Consider the following 20,389-nt stretch of genomic DNA (forward strand, 5'->3'; position numbering starts at 1 on the left):
CTCTATTATAGCAAAAAGTGGCTTTCTAAACCACTTTTTACAGTTTATCTAAATAATCCAGCAAGTCTTGGTAAGAATGTACTTCGTAAGTCGGCTGAGCTTGTGTGTGATTTTCGAGGTGATGAGGATTGTACCAGATAGTGTCAATCCCAGCATTATTACCACCTTGAACGTCGGAGGTTAGGGAATCTCCAATCATCAGCGTCTTTTCTTTGCTAAAACCTACAATCTGTTGACCAATTTTTTCATAAAAGAGAGCATCAGGCTTTTGTGTTTGCAACTGTTCTGAGATAAAAACTTGATTGAAATAAGGTGCTAGACCAGATTGAGTCAAACGCCCTGTCTGAATGGCAGTAATGCCATTTGTCGCAGCATACAAGTCATAATCTCGCTCGATGAGGATATCCAAGAGTTCATGAGCGCCTGAAAAAGTTTGTCCCTGTTGAGCGAGGTAAAATTGGTAACGATGGGCTAGAAAACTACCGTCTTTTTCCTGTCCAAAGTGAGCAAATAGACGAGAAAAGCGCGTGTTAACCAACTCTTGTTTACTGATTTTCTTTTGCTCTAAGTCCTTCCATAGAGCCTTGTTCATAGGAACATAATAGTCTTTATAAGCCTGAATATCTGTAACCCCTTCTTCTTTTAGGAGTTGCGTCAAAGCCACATCCTCAGCAGCATCAAAATCAAGAAGAGTGTGGTCGAGGTCGAAAAGTAGAAATTTGTAGGACAATTTGAGAGTTTTCCTTTCTAAGATAAACAACTTTCACTTCAGCCAGCTGTTTAATGTAAAAACTTAAAAGTGGTATAGTATCACAAAGAATAATCGAGCCAATTGATTAACTAATCCATACTATTCTAGTCAAGTTTATTTTTATTATAGAAAAATCTTCTATAAATTCGAGCAATAGTTAAAATACAAACAAATATAATTCCCAAAATAGATAACACTATTTTCACAAAATTCATTTCAGAGCCTATTACATAGATATGAAAAAGAGGAGCTAGTCCTACACATAGAGACAATAGATAATTACTAAATCTTATCTCACCAATTCCTGCAAAAAAATGTTTCATTTTAAATATTCTCCTTTGAAGCCCCTAATGATTAAAAATAATGACTGCTTAAAATTAAACAGCTCTAAAATCTAAATATTTGTCAGAGATAAGCTATACTAAGATTATTTTTTAAGCACAACCTTCTTGCTCTTATGGTTTAATTATATTATAACACTATAAAATTTTCAATTTAATTGATATTTACCATTTAATCATATTCGATGAGTTGTATTTTACAGATTAATATTATTTAGCATTCTTTTTAGTCACTTTTTAATTCTCAAATTCCCTTTGTTTATACAACCATAATATTATTGAAAAACAACTTAAGATTAAAGATTTTCATCCTCTTTTTATTCTGGTAGCACTACACACTCAACTCAAACAACTTATAAAACTCACCTCTCCTATCCATCAAGTCACAAAAAGAACCATCTTCAACAATGACGCCTGCTTTCATAAAGAGAATTCTATCGTATCTTTTCAAAATGTTTTCATTCAACTTGTGGGTTACTACAAGTGCAGTCAAATTTTGAATATCCAAGATTGAACTTTCAATTTCAGTAGTTACTTGATTATCCAAAGACGAAGTAGCCTCATCCAATAATAAGATTGGTGTTTTTCGAATCAAGGCACGCGCAATACTAACTCTTTGTTTTTGTCCGCCAGATAAATTTGATCCATTCTCTCCACATAAAGCTTGTAAACCAGATTCATTATCTAAAACATAACTTTCTAAACCTGACTGCTGGACAGCTTGCCTAATTTCCTCATCAGTGAAGAATTGATTAAGAGTAATATTTGCTCTTAAAGTATCATCAAAGATATAAACATCTTGCTGAACAATAGTCATTAAGTTATAAAGGTTCTCTGCTGAAATAGCTTGCAAATCTTGATTATCAATTGAGATATACCCACTTGTTACATCATAGAAACGCAGTAATAGATTGAGTAAAGTTGATTTTCCACTACCTGACATACCTACTATTGCAATTTTTTCCCCCTTTTTGATCTGCAAAGATAAATTATTAAAAATCTTTTTCTCAGCATTAGGGTAGAAAAAATCTACGTTTGAAAAAGAAATGACATCATCAAAATATTCTTTCGTTTTACCAGTTTGAAGTTCGATTACATCTTTTACCTCAAATGAATTCAGTGTAGCCTGACCTTCGCGGAATTTACTCATTCCCATACCAATTTCATTTAGTGGCATTACTACAAAATTGACTAGTTGAACAATAGCTGTAACACTCCCGATTGTGGTATGCCCACCGAAGACCAGATACATTCCTCCACCAAAGGCTACTAAAAAAACAATCATCCCTGAAAGTTGAGAAATAACATTAGATAAAACATCAAATTTTCCTTTGATGAAATATATCTCATCCAATTTTTCGCTTTCGTTTTTGTAATCTTGACGGATAGCCTCTTTCACATTAAAACTCTTTATAACTAGAAACCCTGCTAAAATATCTTTAACCTTAGCTAAATATTTCTGATCGGATATTATAGAAATATTTTGTAGAGAGGCTGATTTTTGTCCAATAAATCCTGAAATCATCATAGGAATAATGCTAGCAATGATAACTAATAAGGTCAAAAACCAATTACCTATAAACATGGCTACTAGTGAGAAAATCATTAAGGAAATATTTTTTGAAATATTAAAATACTGGTGCAAATAATCCTGCTCAATTTTCTTCATGTTCTCAGTTAATATTGAAATAAATTTCCCTGATTTTTCCTTAGAAAATTCTCTATAATCGCTATCTAAAATAGATTTAAACACCTTATTTTTGTATCTTGACATAATCTGCCTAACAAGTTTATTTCTTAATCGAAGGGATATAAAATTAAGACTGGCATAGATAAATATTACGATAGCACCTATTAGTATCGCTTGGGTTAGAGCTTCCCTATTTTGGGACATTCCACTATCAATTATAATTTTAATAGAATAAGCAAAAGCAATATTAGTTAAAGGAACTAGTATATTAAAAATCATGAAAGTATAAAAAGACTTCTTATGGTACTTTGTCAATTGTTTCATTCCTAATCTACCTCATAATTCTTAAATTTCATTTAGAAAATGTGACATAAAATATTCTTCTAAGTCAATATCCTCTCTCCTAATCTCTTTCATAGAGACTTGTTCTAGCATTTCTCCATTTTTGATAAAACCAATTTTATCTGCTATCTGTGAAATTTCCGATAATATATGACTCGATATTAGTATTGTAATTCCATGTTCCTTTGAAAGCGACAACAAAAGATTTCGAATTTCTTGAATTCCTATTGGATCTAAACCATTGATTGGCTCATCTAAAATTAACAATTTAGGTTTTGTTAGAAACGCACGAGCTAAACCAAGCCTTTGCCTCATTCCTAACGAAAAATCTTTTACTTTTTTAGTCGTATTTTTTAATCCGACCATCCTTAAGGCTCTTATTATATCTGATTCGGTAATATTTTTCCTCATATATTGCGCGTGAATTTCCAAAATTTCTTTTGCTGTGAGGTTTTCATAAAAAATTGGTGTTTCAATAACACTTCCAACTTGACTTAGAATCTCCTCTCTGTGATCTTGTAAATTTTTTCCAAAGATTTCAATACTACCAGATGTAACAGTTGATAAGGATAACATGCATTTCATTAAAGTTGTTTTCCCTGCGCCATTTGGTCCTAAAAATCCATAGATTTCTCCTTCAGCAATTTGAAGGTTGATACCACTTAAAATTTCTTCTTTATCAATTGTTTTAAAAACTTCTTTTACTTCAACAATATTTTTCATTTCTATCTCTCTTTCTATATCTAGCTTTAAATGCAAGAATTTTTCTTCAGGAGCATAAATACTAACTTATACAGTCTCTTCGTTTAAATAAATCATCACAAAATTAGCACTTTCCTTCCATTAAATTTAGCTATACTACTTGATATTAATATCTTTTCTTGAAATAGTATAAATTGAAAATGAAGTAATCATTAAACTTATGAAACTTGCAAATATCAAAAAGAATAAGTTATCAGCAATATTATTAGATAAACCTCCTGGACTTACATTCGAAAGTAACGCTGCTAAACCAAGTCCTGAAAGCATTGTTATAGCTATTGAATGCCTAATCATACCTAAAACAAAAGGTAGTATTCCGATTAATACTGTTCCAACCGTAATTCCAGCTAAGTTAATCATTTGATTCGCTACTGGGATATAATTTGATTCAGTTACAACAGCCATGAATCTAATGAATAATTGAATCACTAAATGTGCAGAAAAATGGGCAATAAATGCTATTAGAATGACTGAAAGAATTTTTCCCCAAAGTAACTTTATTTTAGAAATAGGGTAAGAAAACAACTGAAAAATTGTTCTTCGTTTAAATTCATCAATAATAATCGTAGATAATAAATAAGATTCGAAAATCAAAAATGCTGCTTTTGTAAATAAAGATGAAAACAATGAAGCTACAATTGCCCAACCTTCCCATTTACCAGTAATTCTAATAACATTAGAATCCTGTCCAGTGAATTCTCCTAGTTTATTGTCAGTACCTAAACCCATAATAATGATTGCTGTAATACCTAACACTATAAATATAGTACACAACCAGGCTAAAAATAATTTAGATTTAGAAACTTTATTTAATTCAATTTTAATAAGCGACAACATAGATTATTTCCTCCAAAAAATTTTGTTAATATTAATTACACTATTTAAAAAGCATTTTACATACTTCTGGTATGTAAAAATTTAAAAAAGAAACATACTAAAGGTATGTATAATAGAATTTTTAATACCATATCTAGAATATGGTATTTTAAAAAATATCTATATGTAAAACTTATTTGGCACTTTTTAAGTGATCAAATAAGTTGAAAATCACCTCCATCATTTCATCAGAAATCAACTGCACCCCTAGTCCTTCAAAAGTAAGTTTAATGAAATTCATTTTACGCTTTAATTCTTCTACTGAATAAATAGAAATTTGGAACCCAATCCAAATATTCAATGTTAAAACAATCAAATCAGCTAGCTCTTCTGGATATTCTGTTTTAATTGATTTATCTTCAACACCTTCGAAAACTTTTTCTCTAATCCCTGGTAAAAAATCAGAAAATAAATTTAGATACTGTTCACCTAATAAACGTGGACTTCTTAACATAATTGAAGCTGAGTATACAAGCCTTTGTTGTTCTAAATTAGAGAACGCATCCATCAAAGAATTTTGTATTTTTTCTAATGCAGTATCTCCTCTCCAATTGTAATTTAAAATTTCCTGATTATTTTCGCTAATGATTGATTGCAATATTTCATCTTTAGACTCGAAATGATGATAAATAACACCTTTCGTCAATCCACCTAACCCATCGATTATATCTTGTATTGAGGTATTATCAAATCCTTTTTCTAAAAATAAATCTTTCGAAACTTCTAATATTTTTTTTCTAGTTTCATGTGAGTTTCTATTCCTTGCCATTATAACTCCTTTTCAACATACTAACGGTATGTAATCTCATTATAATGCAAGAAACTAATAATGTCAAGATTCTTTTTATCCCCTCTAATTTTCAAAATTCATTGGCAAACTACTATCCTATACAATTGACAGCTCAAATCTTTCAGAATAGAACAATCCTGACTATCGAACACCCTAACTTCATAAATATCCATGTAATTCTAGATCTAGAATTCCTATAAACTAAATGTTTTCGTACTCTTCTAAGTAATTGATTGCCTTAAATTTTAATTTTTGAAGGATTCTAAAGCTAGAATAGTCCCATCACAATCAGTTTTGAATGATTCACAATTTAGAAACACTATAGCTTTACTCCTGTTAAAATAAAAAGGAACTGCATAAAGCAATCCCTTTCTGATTTTGAAATTATTTACTTAAAATTTTATAGTTGAGATAATTAATAGCTCACCTATAAAAAGAGTTATAGTAAAATTCCTTATTTATTGATTTCAAGCTCCGACAACTGTGTTTGAATAACTGACAGTTCTGCACCAGCCTGAAGAAGAGCAGCTGCAGTATAGGCACCTTCTACAATTGGAACCCTGTTGATGATGATACTTTTATCACTGAAATCAGCCACCATTTCTAAGTTCATTTTAGCAGAACCTAGGTCAAAAAAGGCTAATAAAGTATCTGCTGGATTTTCGAAAACAACCCTATCTACTTGATTAAAACTTGTTCCAATTCCTCCATCTTCGGTTCCTCCTACATAAGTAATCGGAACATCTTTAGCTACTTCACTAATCAGTTCAACGACACCTTGTGCAATGTGTTTGGAATGTGAAACGATAACAAGACCAATACTTCCCATTAAACCACCCCAGTTTCTAAAAGAGCAGTAAAGAGTAATCCTGATGAGAATGATCCAGGATCAATATGTCCAAGAGAACGTTCTCCTACATAAGATGCCCTTCCTTTAGTTGCAAGTAAATCTTTGGTAGCATTCACTACCTGATCAATAAGCTCTTGAGTCAATTGGCCAGCAGACAAGGCAGCAATAACTGGAGTCCAAACATCAACCATTGTCTTTTCTCCAACTGTTGCTTTCCCACGTTTGACAATCATATCCAGACCACTTTGTAAGATTTCATCTATTTTCGAATTTGAATCAGCCTTGGCCATGCCCATAAAAGCAGAGCCATACAAGGGACCAGAAGCACCGCCTACCTTACTCAGTAGTTGCATTGAGACAAGTTTAAAAACATCACTGCTGGTCTCAAATTGCTTTCCTTCTAAGTTTTCCATAACTGCAGCCATGCCACGCGCCATATTTCCACCGTGGTCTCCATCTCCTATAGGGGTGTCTAGCTCACTAAGGTAATCTTTCTGTTCTTGAATCTTTTCATTAAAAAGCTTCATCCATTCAAGTGCTTGTTCAGCATTCATGCGACATTTCCTCCTTGAGTTTTACCAAGCTGGGGTAGTAACAGGTGCATTTAGAGCATCCAACCACTCATCATCTGCCAATCGAATCAATGTTAATGACAAGCCAGCCATATCGATTGATGTCATATAGTTTCCAATTTTCTTAAATGCCAACTCAACACCTTTTTCATGGAGTAATTTAGCCACATCATTTGCAAATACGTATTGCTCCATAAGAGGAGTGCTTCCTAAACCATTGATGAGAAGGCCATAGCGTTCACCATCCTTAAGCTGGAAACCTTCAGATAGTTTTTCAACTAATTCTGAAGCCAATAGTGCTGAAGGTTGCATTTTCTCTTTTTTATATCCTGGCTCACCATGAATACCAACTCCGTATTCAAATTCATCATCTTCTAGAACAAAACCTGGTTTCCCAACTTCTGGAACAGTAGCGCCAGATAGAGCTAAGCCAATTGTTTTAATTTCTAAGACAAGTTTGTCGGCCAAGTCCTTCATTTCAGATAATGATTTACCGGAACGAGCCGCATCACCCAAAATTTTATGGACTAAAATAGTACCTGCAACACCTCGACGGCCTTGGGTATATAGACTATTTTCAACAGCGATATCATCATCAACCACAACGCTTGCTACATCAATACCTTCCATTTCAGCAAGTTCTTGTGCAATTTCAAAGTTCATAATGTCACCAGAATAGTTCTTGATGACCATGAAAACTCCAGCACCTTCATCAGCCGCCTTGATAGCTTCTAAAATTTGGTCCGGAGTAGGTGAAGTGAAGACTGCTCCACAAATGGCAGCAGACAACATCCCATCTCCTACAAATCCAGCATGACTTGGTTCATGTCCTGAACCTCCACCTGAAATGAGTCCAACTTTTCCTGTCTTTTCTGACTTTCTAACGATGACATCAAAGCCATCTAGGCGTTGAACCAAGTCATCATGCATAAATGACAATCCCTGCAGCATTTCATCAACAACTTGTGTTGGTTCATTTATAATTTTTTTCATGAGAAACTCCTTTCAGCATGTACCTTTGTTTTCGCTTTCATTATATATTTTTTACTGCTTGCTGATAAGGGACAGATTCTATTATTTGTCCCCTTTTTTAAACCCGTTTAAAAAAATTTTTTGGTAAAATGAAGTAAGTAAAAGAAAGGTTTCCTATGGCATCATCACTCATTACAAAAAAACGAATTGCCAAGGCATTTAGAGATCTATTAGCTACTAGAGAATTTGATAAAATCTCTATTGTAGATATCATGGAATCAGCTGGCATTCGTAGACAGACCTTTTACAATCATTTTCTTGATAAATATGAGCTGCTAGACTGGATATTTGAAACTGACTTAACCGAGTATATTACCAATAACTTGGACTTCATTTCAGGCCAAAAACTATTACAAGAATTGTTTCTTTATTTCGAACAAGAGCGTGACTTTTATATTCAACTTTTCGATATTCAAGGGCAAAATAACTTCTATGGCCACTTTATCAGCTACTGTCGCTTGCTTGTATCAAAAATTTTAAGAGAATACGGTCAGATTGATATCGATTCATCTGCTTATACTTGTTTTTTGCTAGACTATCATTCACACGCTCTAGCAGAAATCGTGAAGGCTTACGTCAATAAAAAAAGTCCAGTTCCACAACCAGACTTTCTAATCATGACAATTATTGGAAAGAGACCACAATGACATTTATTTCAAATCATAAACAGAAAATTATTTCAAGTTACATTTCGGCAACTGTCAGCAGTCACCCTGAATTAGAAAAACACCCTGCCTTACCATTAGTCTATCAAAAAAATCGCAATCCTCATCAGGTTCCAATATTATCGGGTGGAGGTTCAGGTCACGAACCTGCTCATATTGGATATGTGGGAGAAGGAATGCTTACTGCTGCTATCTATGGCCAATTATTTACTCCTCCTACAAGAACTGAAATCTTAGAGTCCATTCGTTTTTTAAACAATGGTCACGGTGTCTTCATCATTGTAAAAAATTTCGAAGCAGACATCAAAGAATTTAGCTGGGCCATTAATACTGCTAGACAAGAAGGAATTAAGGTCGGCTATAGTCTAGCACACGACGATATTTCAATTGAACCTCACAATAGATTTCAAATTAGAGGAAGAGGGCTTGCAGGGACTATTTTGCTTCATAAAGTTCTAGGATTTGCAGCTCAAAATGGTGCCGACATAGGGCAACTAACTGATTTAGGTCATCAGCTTGCTCCCGAAATCGCAACAATTGGCTTTGCAACGAAATCTGCTAGTCTCCCCCAAGCCACCCGTCCACTATTTAACTTGGAAGAAGGAAATATTTCTTATGGTATTGGTATACATGGCGAAGAAGGCTATCGTATCGTCCCATTCCAATTGTCGGAAATCCTTGCAAATGAAATTATAAGTAAATTAAGATTGCACTATCATTGGAAAAAGGGTGATCAATTTATATTGCTTGTAAATAATCTAGGCACTACCAGCAACTTAGAAATGGGCGTATTTATCAATGATCTCCTTCAACTCTTAGAAATTGAAGGAGTCACTATTACCTTTATAAAATCAGGAACATTTATGACCAGTCTAGATATGGCCGGTATATCCGTAACTCTTTGCCCCGTAAAAAATAAACAGTGGTTAGAAGCGCTCAATGCTCCAACGACAGCTTTTGCATGGTAATTTGCTTGTATAACTCAAAAGGGCTACATCACTTGATAGCCCTTTGCTTTTATCTTACTTTTAAAAGAACTCATTCTTTCTATTTCAAATAGGCCATCTATTCCTGACAATTCTTCTGATGTGCTTTGAGTTTTTTCAGAGCCCAACCATAGTGGCTGGAGGTGCTACTGATAAAATAGGAACCTAGACTTGTTCCGCCGGTCCATTTATAGACACCTTTGGTAAAGAGTTCGTCATTACTAAAAACTTCTATCAACTCTAAAACCTCCCTATGTGATTGTTCTAGAAGTCTAGTCGCTTCTTCTAAGGACGTTTTCTGGTGCTTCTTCCAAAAAACGACATTCATTTCTCCATAAGTTTTCCAATTATAAATTTCAGGGAGAAAAGGTCTTTCGTGACCTTCTTGATTAGAATGTACCCAAGCCAAAAGTAACTGATGCCATTCATAGAGATGAATCAAGACATCCCGTAGATTATTATCCCTTTTCCAGTGAGCTTCTTTTTTCTTTGGGTCTCTTGAAAAATCAAATGGAGTCTGTAGCTCATCTTCACTTAGTTGGGATATGAAACGATTGAGCTTTTCATAGTTTTCCTTAGAGGCCAGCACTAGCTCCTCTTTTGTTTTCGGTCTAGGCACAGGAGTACTCCCTTCATATTGTTAGTTATTATTAGAAATTTTTTATCCTTTAAATCTCTATAACTTATCCTTTAATTTCTCAACAAAGAGATAGGCTGCTGGACAGGTCAAAGTATTCTTAATCGTCAAATGGTTGATTTGATGGATCTTTTTTCGATCTGTATGGGGGAACTCTCGACAGGCTTTTGGACGAACGTCATAGATGGAACAGAGATTATCTCCTCCTAGAAAGGGACAAGGCATGGATTTAAAAACCTTATCACCATCTTCATCTACTTGCAAAAACTCTGCTTCAAAAGCAGGTAATTTCATCTTAAAGTACTTGGCGATTCGTGTAATATCCGCTTCTTTAAAGTCAGGCCCCAATGTCTTGCAACAGTTGGCACAGGCCGTACAATCAATCTCCTCAAAAACTTCTTGGTGAATCTGTTGAGCTATCTTATCTAGATTTTTTGGTGGTTTTTTCTTTAGATTTGCTAAAATTTTACGGTGCTCCTTTTGCTTTTGCAAGGCTAGCTGGTGGTAATACTCAATATCAATTTCTTTAGACATAATTTCTTTCTAATTCACGTATTTTTGTCTATTATACCATAAACACTGCCCCTTTTTTGCCCCCTGAACAGAAAAAAAGCCCTTCGGATAAAATCCGAGGGGCTAGAAACGTTGTTAAATCAACGGCCGAACTTTTGAATTTCAAGGTTCGGGATAAAATAGTTCACTGAACTATTTTATTTTTTCAAGTTGTAGAATGATTTCAATCCACGGTATTCAGCTACTTCACCAAGTTGGTCTTCGATGCGAAGCAATTGGTTGTATTTAGCGATACGGTCTGTACGTGAAAGTGAACCAGTCTTGATTTGTCCTGCGTTAGTTGCAACTGCGATGTCAGCGATTGTTGAATCTTCAGTTTCACCTGAACGGTGTGATACAACGGCAGTGTAACCAGCTTCTTTAGCCATTTCGATAGCTTCAAAAGTTTCAGTAAGAGTACCGATTTGGTTAACTTTGATAAGGATTGAGTTAGCAGCACCTTCTTGGATACCACGTGCAAGGTAGTCAGTGTTTGTTACGAAGAAGTCATCACCAACAAGTTGTACTTTCTTACCAAGACGTTCAGTAAGAGCTTTCCAACCATCCCAGTCGTTTTCATCCATACCATCTTCGATAGTGATGATTGGGTATTTGTTAACCAATTCTTCAAGGTAGTCGATTTGTTCTGCAGATGTACGAACAGCAGCGCCTTCACCTTCAAATTTAGTGTAGTCGTAAACTTTACGTTCTTTATCGTAGAATTCTGATGAAGCACAGTCAAATCCGATAAATACGTCTTTACCTGGAACATATCCAGCAGCTTCGATCGCAGCAAGGATAGTTTCAACACCGTCTTCAGTTCCTTCGAAACGAGGAGCGAATCCACCTTCGTCACCTACGGCAGTTTCCAAACCACGTGATTTAAGGATTTTCTTAAGAGCGTGGAAGATTTCAGCACCGTAACGAAGAGCTTCTTTGAATGTTGGCGCACCAACTGGCAAGATCATGAACTCTTGGAAAGCGATTGGAGCGTCAGAGTGAGAACCACCGTTGATGATGTTCATCATTGGAGTTGGAAGAACTTTAGTGTTGAATCCACCAAGGTAGCTGTAAAGTGGGATTTCAAGGTAATCAGCAGCAGCACGAGCTACAGCGATAGACACACCAAGGATTGCGTTTGCACCCAATTTACCTTTGTTAGGAGTACCGTCAAGTGCGATCATAGCACGGTCGATAGCTTGTTGGTCACGTACATCGTAGCCGATGATAGCTTCAGCAATGATGTTGTTTACGTTGTCAACAGCTTTTTGTGTACCAAGACCACCGTAACGAGATTTGTCACCGTCGCGAAGTTCAACTGCTTCGTGTTCACCAGTAGAAGCTCCTGATGGAACCATACCACGTCCGAAAGCACCTGATTCAGTGTAAACTTCTACTTCAAGTGTTGGGTTACCGCGTGAGTCTAGGACTTCGCGAGCGTAAACATCAGTAATAATTGACATTTTTTACTCTCCTTATGAGTTAAATTTTTTACACCTCTATAATACCTTAAAACCCCTCCTTTTTCAAGAAAAAACGTTATCTTTGTGCAAATTTTCCTTAACTTTATAAAGTAATCGCTTTCTTTTGTCTGTTTTATTCTAACTTTTATGATATACTGTTTTCATGACAGATTTATCAAAACAATTACTTGAAAAAGCTCATGGTGGAGCAAAATTAAATCCGGATGAGCAAAGACGCTATCTTGGTACTTTTGAGGAAAGAGTTCTTGGATATGCAGATATTGATACAGCAAATAGCCCTCAGTTAGAAAAAGGCTTTTTATCTATTTTAGAAAATCTTCAGGAAAAAACAGAGCCACTATTTGTGAAGATTTCACCAAATATCGAATTTGACAAACAAGTTTTCTACTTAAAAGAAGCAAAAGAAACTGATAGTCAAGCTACCATTGTATCTGAAGAGCATTCTTCTTCTCCTTTTGGCCTGATTATCCATAGCAATGCACCAGTACAAGTAGAAGAAAAGGACCTTCGACTTGCTTTTGCAAAACTTTGGGAAGATAAAAAGGAAGGTCCAGCCAAAACATCCATCTGGAAGAAATGGTTTGGCTAAATCTTGCGCATATTTAATAAATGCCCTATATTGGCAGCCGTGTGCTCCAAATAGAGACTGGCATTTTTCAAACTATCTTCTAGAGGTTCACTTTTCTCCAAAATAGAAAAGGCAGCTTGGATATTTTCAAATGGTAGGGGAGGTAAATCTTCAGCAAGACTACCACAAATAGCAATAACAGGAACTCCGACAGGGGTTCTTTTTGCTACGCCTATCGGCGCTTTCCCAGCAAAGCTTTGACTGTCCAGTCTGCCTTCACCAACGATAACCAAGTCAGCATGTGAAACTTTCTTATCAAAGTTAATTAAGTTCAAGCAGCTATCAATTCCAGACACGATATTTGCCTGAGCAAAAGCACACAAACCGCCAGCAATGCCTCCCCCAGCTCCTGCTCCTTTAATTTCCAATGTTGCAGGTGAGATTTTTTCATAAAAATCTTGGATTGCCTGATCTACGACTGCAAACATAGTAGGATGTAAACCTTTTTGTTTGCCAAAAGTATAAGTCGCACCTTGATGACCACATAAGGGACTCACGACATCCGCTAAAATACGAATTTGAATATCTTCAGGAATTTCATAGCGATTTTCTATTGAGACAGAAGCTAAGTTTAGTAAGGATTGACCGCAAGCAGGCAAGACATTTCCATCCCTATCATAAAATCGATAACCTAAACCAGCAGCAATCCCAATTCCTCCGTCATTACTGGCCGTGCCACCAACACCGATATAGATATCTTTAATCTCTTGAGCAATGAGATGGCGAATCAACTCTCCGATACCACGAGTTTGGATTTGAAGTGGATTTCGTTTCTCTATCGGAATCTTTCCAAGGCCAACCAAATCAGCAACTTCGAATAGTGCCAGTTTCCCTTTTTGAAAATAGTGCATGGCTTCTTTTTGTCCAAAAGGTCCTGTCACTTGGATCCATTTTTCTTCTAGGTCAAGAGAATGTCGGATAGCATCTACAGTACCTTCTCCCCCATCACCAACAGGGCAGAGGAGACAGTCTACATCTACTATCGATTGTTGGAAGCCTCTTTTTATTGCTTCAGCTACCTGTTGAGCTGTCAAGCTTTCCTTAAATGAATCTGGTGCAATTACAATCTTCATATTTTACCTCATTCTAACCAGTCAATCAAAGGAAGAACTTCTAAAAAATCCCTCTTATCAACATGATTCGGTATTTCTTTTTTGAGCACTTCTTTGGCACAAAAGGCGATTCCTAGTCCTGCTGACATCAACATTAATAGATCATTGGCCCCATCACCGATTGCAATCGTTCTTTCTTTAGGAAGTTTTAGTTTCTCTCTCCATTTTTCCAAAGTCTTTTTTTTGACCTGGGGACTGATAATTTGTCTAATCAATTTTCCTGTTAGAAGACCATCTTTGACTTCAAGTTGATTGGCAGAGAAATAGGCAATACCAAGTGATTTTGCTAATCTCTCAACTATTTGCGTAAAGCCACCAGACACCAGACCAACTAGGATACCATTCTTTTGGAGAATGGAAATGAATTCCTGGGCATTTGGCGTTAGATGAATAGAATTGAAGACTTTATCAAATACCGAAATAGGAAGGCCTTCCAAGAAGGAAACTCTTTTTCTTAAACTGCTTTCAAAGTCTAACTCTCCTCTCATTGCCCGACTTGTAATCTGCGAAATTTCCTCCTCACGACCTACCTCTCTTCCCAAAAGGTCAATCACTTCTTCTAGGATTAAGGTTCCATCAACATCCATAACACACAAGCCTTTTACTTGAGACATTAGTTCTCCTCTCTAAACAGCCCAAAAATCGTATGAAGTCATCATACGATTTTATCTATTAATTAACTAAACTATGGTACAAGTCTAGGTATGACTTGCAGGCTGTATCCCATGAGAAATCACACTCCATAGCTTGTTTTTGTAAGTTTCTCCAAACGTCAGGATGATTTCTATACAAGTCCAAAGCTGTTTGGAAAGTCCAATTTAACCAATAAGGTGATAGATTGTCAAAGCTAAAGCCAGTACCGCTTCCTTCGATTGGATTGAAAGCACGAACGGTATCTCGCAAGCCACCAACTTCATGGACCAATGGCAAGGTTCCGTAACGCATAGCCATCATTTGAGACAAGCCACACGGTTCAAAACGACTTGGCATGAGGAAGAGGTCACAAGCAGCGTAGATTTCTTGAGCTAGTTTGACATCAAAAGTGATATTTGCTGATAGCTTGTCTGGATAGATTTGAGCAAACCATGAGAAAGCTCCTTCAAATGCTGGATCGCCAGTTCCCAAAAGAACAATCTGAACATCATTTTGCAAGATATGGTGCAGACTTTCCACCACTACATCAAAACCTTTTTGACGTGTCAAACGAGAAACAATTCCCACCAGAGGAACATCAGCTCTAACTGGCAAGCCAACTCTCTCTTGTAATTTTGCCTTATTCTTGGCTTTTCCAGACAGATCTTCCTGATTAAAATGATAGTCTAAAAGGGCATCCGTCTGAGGATTATAAAGGTCAGCATCAATCCCATTCACGATACCAGAAACTTTACCAGACTCCATCCTAAGAATCTGATCCAAGTTACATCCAAACTGACTAGTCATAATTTCATGAGCATAACTAGGTGAAACGGTTGACACACGATCCGCATAGAGAATACCTGCCTTCATCCAGTTCAGACAGTTATTCCAGCGAAGGGTGCCATCAGCGTATCGTTCAAAGCCAACTCCAAACAAATCACCCAACATTCCTTCTGAAAATTGTCCTTGGAATTCTAAATTATGAATAGTTAAAACAGTTTTTATTCCTTGATAGGCTTGAATCCAACGGTATTTTTCCTTCAACAAGAAAGGAATCATAGCTGTATGGTAGTCATGAACATGGAGAAGATCAGGAATAAAGTCAATCCTTTCCATAGCCTCAATGGCAGCAAGTTGGAAAAATGCAAAGCGCTCTCCGTCGTCAAAATCACCGTAAACATGACCACGGAAGAAATAATATTGATTGTCAATAAAGTAGAAGGTCACACCATTTAGTACTGTTTTCTTAATTCCACAGTACTGTCTGCGCCAACCAACACTCACCTCAAAATGAAGAACATCTTCAATCTGATTTCCAAATTTAGCCTCTACCATGTCATAGTAGGGGAGAATTACTGCAACTTCATGTCCTGCTTTTACCAGTGATTTTGGAAGAGCGCCAATGACGTCTCCCAAACCACCTGTTTTTGAAAAGGGTGCACCCTCCGCTGCTACAAATAAAATTTTCATGAATGAATATCCTCTGTTACTTTAGCACCTTTCTTAACGACGACTGGATGTTCTGCAGTTCCACGGATCACAACGCCATCCGCAACTTCAACACCCTTGTCCAAAATAGCATATTCTACCTGAGCACCTTCTCCAATAACAACACGAGGGAATAAGATGCTATCTTTAACCAAGCTATCCTTATGCACATGAATATTACGTGATAGAACAGAATTATCCACTTCCCCCTCAATGATACTACCAGAAGCAAACTGAGACGTGCTTACCTTCGATGTGTTAGCATAGTAGGTCGGTTCTTCATTCTTGACCTTTGTATAAATCTTTTGATTTGGTGAGAAGAGAGAGTAGAATTTTTGTGATTCAAGCATATCTTTGTTAGCTTTGTAATAAGACTCTACAGAATGAATATTTGCTAGATAACCTGTGTACTCGTAGGCAAAAGCCCCTTCTTTTGCAGCTAAATCCCGTAAAACATAACGCAATTTCTCTGGATGTTCTTTCTTAGCTTCTTCTTCTAAGCGTTCAATCAACCACGGTGTATCAACGACAAAGATATCTGTGGACATATTGTAAACTTCATCTGTTGATTTACTATCAAAGAGTTTGTGAGAACGAACATGGTCTGTTTCATCCACTTCCAAGATTGCATTTACTTCTGAAATATCTTTTTTAGGTAGTTTTTTATAAACTACAGTGATAGGCCCCTTATTTGCACTGTGTAGGTGGAATACTTGGTTCAGATCAATATTAATCAAAACATCACAGTTAAGTGATACTGTTTGGTTTGAGCCAGAACGTTTCAAATAAGTAAGAAGCTGTTGGTAGTATTCTTTTCCAACTGTACTACTTTCCACACGGGTATTGTAAATACCTAGATAGTAGTGGCTAAGAAGAGTTGACAAGCCCCACTCACGCCCAGAACGGATATGGTCGAAGACTGAGCTGATATTATCTTGTTGGAAAATACCAAAAATACTACGGACACCAGCATTAGCAAGACTTGAAAGCGGGAAATCAATTAAGCGATATTTACCACCAAATGGCAAACTAGCTACTGGACGGTGGTCTGTCAGTGTTGACATATCATGAAAACCAACTGTGTTTCCTAAAATGGCAGAATATTTATCAATCTTCATCTGTTGCTACCCCCACTACTTCATCATATCCTACAACTTGTACTTCTTCTGTTCCATCAATTTCGACACCATCAGAAATAACTGCACCTTCACCAATAATGGCACGTTTGATTTTAGCTCCCTGACCAACAATTGCACCACTCATGATAACTGAATCTACTACTTCTGCCCCTTCGCGAACTTGCGCACCTGTTGAGAGGATAGAATGTTTAACAGTTCCATCTACGAAACAGCCATCAACAACCAAGGAATCTTCCACGTGAGCATTTGCCCCAAGGAAGTTTGGTGGTGAAATTAAGTTTCTTGAGTAAATCTTCCATTGACGGTTACGGCTATCCAAGGCATTTTCTGGTGAAATATATTCCATGTTAGCTTCCCAAAGCGATTCAATCGTACCAACATCTTTCCAGTAACCATTAAATTCGTAGGCATAAACACTTTCACCTGACTCAAGGTAATTTGGAATGACATTCTTACCAAAGTCAGACATATCGACATTGCTCTTTTCAGCAGCAACAAGCATATTGCGCAGACGTTGCCAATCAAAGATATAGATTCCCATAGAAGCTTTGGTGGATTTAGGTTGAGCTGGTTTTTCTTCAAATTCAACAATACGATTGTTTGCATCTGTATTCATGATACCAAAACGGCTAGCTTCCTTAAGAGGAACATCAAGAACTGCGACTGTCAAACTAGCATTATTATCCTTGTGTGACTGGAGCATATCATCATAATCCATTTTATAGATGTGGTCCCCAGATAGAATCAAAACATACTCAGGGTTGACACTGTCGATATAATCAATATTTTGGTAAATAGCGTGGCTAGTCCCCTCGAACCAACGATTTCCTTCGCTTGCAGAATAAGGTTGAAGAATAGAGACACCAGAATTGATACCGTCTAGTCCCCAGCTTGAACCATTCCCAATATGGTTGTTGAGAGCAAGTGGTTGGTACTGTGTAATAACTCCAACATTGTTGATACCTGAGTTGGCACAGTTTGAAAGAGCAAAGTCAATGATACGGTAGCGCCCACCAAATTGCACAGCTGGTTTTGCAATGCTTTGAGTGAGTTTACCGAGACGAGTTCCTTGCCCACCAGCAAGAATCAAAGCTAACATTTCATTCTTCATTTTCTACTCCTTTTTGGTTTTTACTTGTGACGGTTTTAGTAGGTTTCAAGCGACGTTTGATTTTCCAAACACTTGCTCCCATAGCCGGTAGGGTAAAGGTCAAGGTCTGCTCATAATCTTTCCAAAGTCCTTCTTGTGTTTGCACAGTTTGATTGTGTTCTTTCCAAACGCCTCCCCACTCTTCTAACTCAGTATTCCAGACTTCTTCGTAAATCCCTGCAACAGGAAGTCCGATTGTAAAATCTTTTCGTTCAACAGGTGCCATATTAAAGATACAGACTAACATATCATCCTTCTTACCCTTACGGATGAAGGAAAGAACACTCTGGTCTCGATTATCCGCATCGATGATTTCAATACCATCATAGCTGGTATCAATTTCCCACAGACAGCGGTGGTCTTTATAAAACTGGTTTAGCTGAGAAGTGAAATACTTCATCTTAGCATTCATTGGATCTTCTAGATTAGACCATTCCAACTGTTCTTCAGATTTCCATTCTAGGAATTGCCCATATTCACTACCCATGAAGAGTAATTTCTTACCAGGGTGACAAATTTGGTAAGTGTAGAGATTACGCAAGCCTGCGAATTGATTATAACGATCTCCCCACATCTTGTGCATCATACTCTTCTTGCCATGAACCACTTCATCGTGCGAGAATGGTAGGAGATAATTCTCCTTGAAGACATACATAAAGCTAAAAGTCACCAGGTTAAAGTCATATTTACGATAAATCGGATCTTCTTCGTAGAATCGGAGGATATCATTCATCCAACCCATATTCCATTTGTAGTCGAAGCCAAGGCCATCTGAATCCTTGGTGTCAGTAATCTGAGTAGCTGATGAACTTTCCTCAGCTATCATCATAACATCTGGATGAGCTTGTTTAATGACATCATTCAAACGTTTTAAGAAATAATATCCCTCGTAGTTGAGATTGCCCCCATCTTTATTAGGCGTCCATGGAGCATCGTCGTAGTCAAGATAGAGCATGTTGCTCACTGCATCCACACGAATACCATCTAGATGGTAAAAGTCAATCCAAAACATAATACTAGAAATCAAGAAAGACTGGACTTCATTCTTTCCAAGGTCAAAATTGAGTGCTCCCCAACCATAGTTATGAGCCTTATTATGGTCTTGGTATTCAAAAGTCGGTGTTCCATCATAATAGGCCAAGGCATCATCATTGATAGTAAAGTGACCAGGTACCCAGTCCACAATGACGCCTATATTGTTTAAGTGACATTCCTCAACAAAATCTTGAAACTCTTCAGGACGACCATAGGCATGCTCTAAAGCAAAGTAACCCATAAGCTGGTAACCCCAACTCAAACCGAGTGGGTGAGACATCAAAGGCATAAACTCAATGTGAGTATAGTTCATCTCAACCAAGTAAGGAATAAGTTCATCTTTCAATTGAGCAAAACTATAGGGGCTGCCATCAGGATTTCTCTTCCAAGAGCCAGCATGAGCCTCGTAAATATTGACAGGACGCTCTTCAAAGCTCAAGCGTTTTCTACGGGCTAGCCAGAGACCATCCTTCCATTTCTTTTCTGGAATATCTGTTAAAATAGCACCAGTCCCAGGTCGTGCCTCATACCGTACAGCCAAAGGGTCAATCTTCATCAGCTGATGACCATTTGCACGTGTGATATGGTACTTATAAATTTGGCCTTCTTGAGCAAGACTGGTAAAGACTTCCCAGACTCCAAATTCATTCCGTTCCATCAGAATTTGATTTTCAACCCAATTAGTGAAATCCCCTACCAAGTGAACAGCCTGAGCATTAGGCGCCCACACACGAAAAGTATAGCCATACTCTCCATTTTTTTCTTCCCTATGAGCTCCCAGATAGTGCTGGAGGTGAAAATTTTCACCTGTCATAAAGGTTTTTAAAGCTTTTTTCTTATCCATACACCCTCCTATTTCTGTAAGCGTTTT

The 20,389-nt window shown here is 36.9% G+C and carries 21 protein-coding genes; 3 read left to right on the top strand and 18 right to left on the bottom strand.

Annotated features, from left to right (window positions below):
• Positions 1 to 37: 37 nt before the first annotated feature.
• The 9 genes from DXN33_RS03515 to dhaK form a co-directional block, all read right to left on the bottom strand.
• Entirely contained in the window at positions 38 to 730 is a 693-nt protein-coding gene (locus tag DXN33_RS03515) for a YjjG family noncanonical pyrimidine nucleotidase (protein ID WP_115904354.1), read from the bottom strand.
• A 125-nt stretch (positions 731 to 855) separates the two neighbouring features.
• A complete protein-coding gene (locus DXN33_RS03520; RefSeq protein ID WP_045612552.1) occupies positions 856 to 1,074 on the bottom strand; it encodes a hypothetical protein in 219 nt (72 codons plus the stop codon).
• 349 nt (positions 1,075 to 1,423) lie between these two features.
• Positions 1,424 to 3,106 carry an ABC transporter ATP-binding protein gene (locus tag DXN33_RS03525; protein ID WP_115904355.1) on the bottom strand — a complete coding sequence of 561 codons (1,683 nt, stop codon included), beginning with the start codon at positions 3,104 to 3,106 and terminating at the stop codon, positions 1,424 to 1,426.
• Positions 3,107 to 3,127: 21 nt separating this feature from the next.
• Positions 3,128 to 3,847 (bottom strand): ABC transporter ATP-binding protein, encoded by a 720-nt coding sequence (locus tag DXN33_RS03530; protein WP_115904356.1) that lies wholly within the window; start codon positions 3,845 to 3,847, stop codon positions 3,128 to 3,130.
• Between the two features lie 135 nt (positions 3,848 to 3,982).
• The gene (locus tag DXN33_RS03535; protein ID WP_115904357.1) at positions 3,983 to 4,723 is read right to left on the bottom strand and encodes an ABC transporter permease; all 741 of its coding nucleotides are present in this window, start codon (positions 4,721 to 4,723) and stop codon (positions 3,983 to 3,985) included.
• A gap of 172 nt (positions 4,724 to 4,895) precedes the next feature.
• A complete protein-coding gene (locus DXN33_RS03540) occupies positions 4,896 to 5,531 on the bottom strand; it encodes a TetR/AcrR family transcriptional regulator (protein ID WP_049510724.1) in 636 nt (211 codons plus the stop codon).
• A gap of 475 nt (positions 5,532 to 6,006) precedes the next feature.
• Positions 6,007 to 6,381, bottom strand: coding sequence for a dihydroxyacetone kinase phosphoryl donor subunit DhaM (dhaM, locus tag DXN33_RS03545; RefSeq protein WP_115904358.1), 375 nt, complete (start codon positions 6,379 to 6,381; stop codon positions 6,007 to 6,009).
• On the bottom strand, positions 6,381 to 6,956 hold the full coding sequence (gene dhaL, locus DXN33_RS03550) for a dihydroxyacetone kinase subunit DhaL (protein WP_115904359.1): 576 nt from the start codon (positions 6,954 to 6,956) through the stop codon (positions 6,381 to 6,383). The genes dhaM and dhaL overlap by 1 nt, the downstream gene beginning before the upstream one ends.
• 21 nt (positions 6,957 to 6,977) lie before the next feature.
• Positions 6,978 to 7,967 carry a dihydroxyacetone kinase subunit DhaK gene (gene dhaK, locus DXN33_RS03555; protein WP_115904360.1) on the bottom strand — a complete coding sequence of 330 codons (990 nt, stop codon included), beginning with the start codon at positions 7,965 to 7,967 and terminating at the stop codon, positions 6,978 to 6,980.
• A gap of 155 nt (positions 7,968 to 8,122) precedes the next feature.
• Here dhaK and dhaS point away from each other — a divergent pair, with 155 nt between their 5' ends.
• Both dhaS and dhaQ read left to right on the top strand, forming a co-directional pair.
• Positions 8,123 to 8,653 (top strand): dihydroxyacetone kinase transcriptional activator DhaS, encoded by a 531-nt coding sequence (gene dhaS / locus DXN33_RS03560; protein WP_115904361.1) that lies wholly within the window; start codon positions 8,123 to 8,125, stop codon positions 8,651 to 8,653.
• On the top strand, positions 8,650 to 9,639 hold the full coding sequence (dhaQ, locus tag DXN33_RS03565) for a DhaKLM operon coactivator DhaQ (protein WP_115904362.1): 990 nt from the start codon (positions 8,650 to 8,652) through the stop codon (positions 9,637 to 9,639). The genes dhaS and dhaQ overlap by 4 nt, the downstream gene beginning before the upstream one ends.
• Positions 9,640 to 9,736: 97 nt before the next feature.
• Here dhaQ and DXN33_RS03570 read toward each other — a convergent pair whose 3' ends face one another.
• The 3 genes from DXN33_RS03570 to eno form a co-directional block, all read right to left on the bottom strand.
• On the bottom strand, positions 9,737 to 10,276 hold the full coding sequence (locus DXN33_RS03570) for a ClbS/DfsB family four-helix bundle protein (protein WP_115904363.1): 540 nt from the start codon (positions 10,274 to 10,276) through the stop codon (positions 9,737 to 9,739).
• 57 nt (positions 10,277 to 10,333) lie between these two features.
• On the bottom strand, positions 10,334 to 10,828 hold the full coding sequence (locus DXN33_RS03575) for a YkgJ family cysteine cluster protein (RefSeq protein ID WP_000031466.1): 495 nt from the start codon (positions 10,826 to 10,828) through the stop codon (positions 10,334 to 10,336).
• A 176-nt stretch (positions 10,829 to 11,004) separates the two neighbouring features.
• The gene (eno, locus tag DXN33_RS03580) at positions 11,005 to 12,309 is read right to left on the bottom strand and encodes a surface-displayed alpha-enolase (protein ID WP_000022813.1); all 1,305 of its coding nucleotides are present in this window, start codon (positions 12,307 to 12,309) and stop codon (positions 11,005 to 11,007) included.
• A gap of 163 nt (positions 12,310 to 12,472) precedes the next feature.
• Here eno and DXN33_RS03585 point away from each other — a divergent pair, with 163 nt between their 5' ends.
• A complete protein-coding gene (locus DXN33_RS03585) occupies positions 12,473 to 12,919 on the top strand; it encodes a DUF1694 domain-containing protein (RefSeq protein ID WP_115904364.1) in 447 nt (148 codons plus the stop codon).
• On the opposite strand, the gene DXN33_RS03590 is transcribed toward DXN33_RS03585, so the two are convergent.
• The 6 genes from DXN33_RS03590 to glgB are packed head-to-tail and all read right to left on the bottom strand — an operon-like array spanning position 12,916 to position 20,362.
• Complete coding sequence (locus tag DXN33_RS03590) at positions 12,916 to 14,031, bottom strand: glycerate kinase (protein WP_115904365.1); 1,116 nt, start codon at positions 14,029 to 14,031, stop codon at positions 12,916 to 12,918. The genes DXN33_RS03585 and DXN33_RS03590 overlap by 4 nt on opposite strands.
• An 8-nt stretch (positions 14,032 to 14,039) precedes the next feature.
• Positions 14,040 to 14,684 (bottom strand): phosphoserine phosphatase SerB, encoded by a 645-nt coding sequence (gene serB, locus DXN33_RS03595; protein WP_115904366.1) that lies wholly within the window; start codon positions 14,682 to 14,684, stop codon positions 14,040 to 14,042.
• A gap of 58 nt (positions 14,685 to 14,742) precedes the next feature.
• Positions 14,743 to 16,176, bottom strand: coding sequence for a glycogen synthase GlgA (glgA, locus tag DXN33_RS03600; protein WP_115904367.1), 1,434 nt, complete (start codon positions 16,174 to 16,176; stop codon positions 14,743 to 14,745).
• Positions 16,173 to 17,312 (bottom strand): glucose-1-phosphate adenylyltransferase subunit GlgD, encoded by a 1,140-nt coding sequence (glgD, locus tag DXN33_RS03605; RefSeq protein ID WP_049487212.1) that lies wholly within the window; start codon positions 17,310 to 17,312, stop codon positions 16,173 to 16,175. The genes glgA and glgD overlap by 4 nt, the downstream gene beginning before the upstream one ends.
• Positions 17,302 to 18,444, bottom strand: a complete 1,143-nt coding sequence (locus DXN33_RS03610) for a glucose-1-phosphate adenylyltransferase (RefSeq protein WP_020902830.1) — start codon at positions 18,442 to 18,444, stop codon at positions 17,302 to 17,304. Before DXN33_RS03610 ends, glgD begins: the two co-directional genes overlap by 11 nt.
• Positions 18,434 to 20,362: a 1,4-alpha-glucan branching protein GlgB gene (gene glgB / locus DXN33_RS03615; RefSeq protein WP_049487213.1), complete on the bottom strand. Its 1,929-nt coding sequence runs from the start codon at positions 20,360 to 20,362 to the stop codon at positions 18,434 to 18,436. The genes DXN33_RS03610 and glgB overlap by 11 nt, the downstream gene beginning before the upstream one ends.
• Between the last annotated feature and the right edge of the window lie 27 nt (positions 20,363 to 20,389).

Origin of the sequence: Streptococcus sp. NM (genome assembly GCF_003390135.1) — a bacterium.
Taxonomy (GTDB): Bacteria; Bacillota; Bacilli; order Lactobacillales; family Streptococcaceae; genus Streptococcus.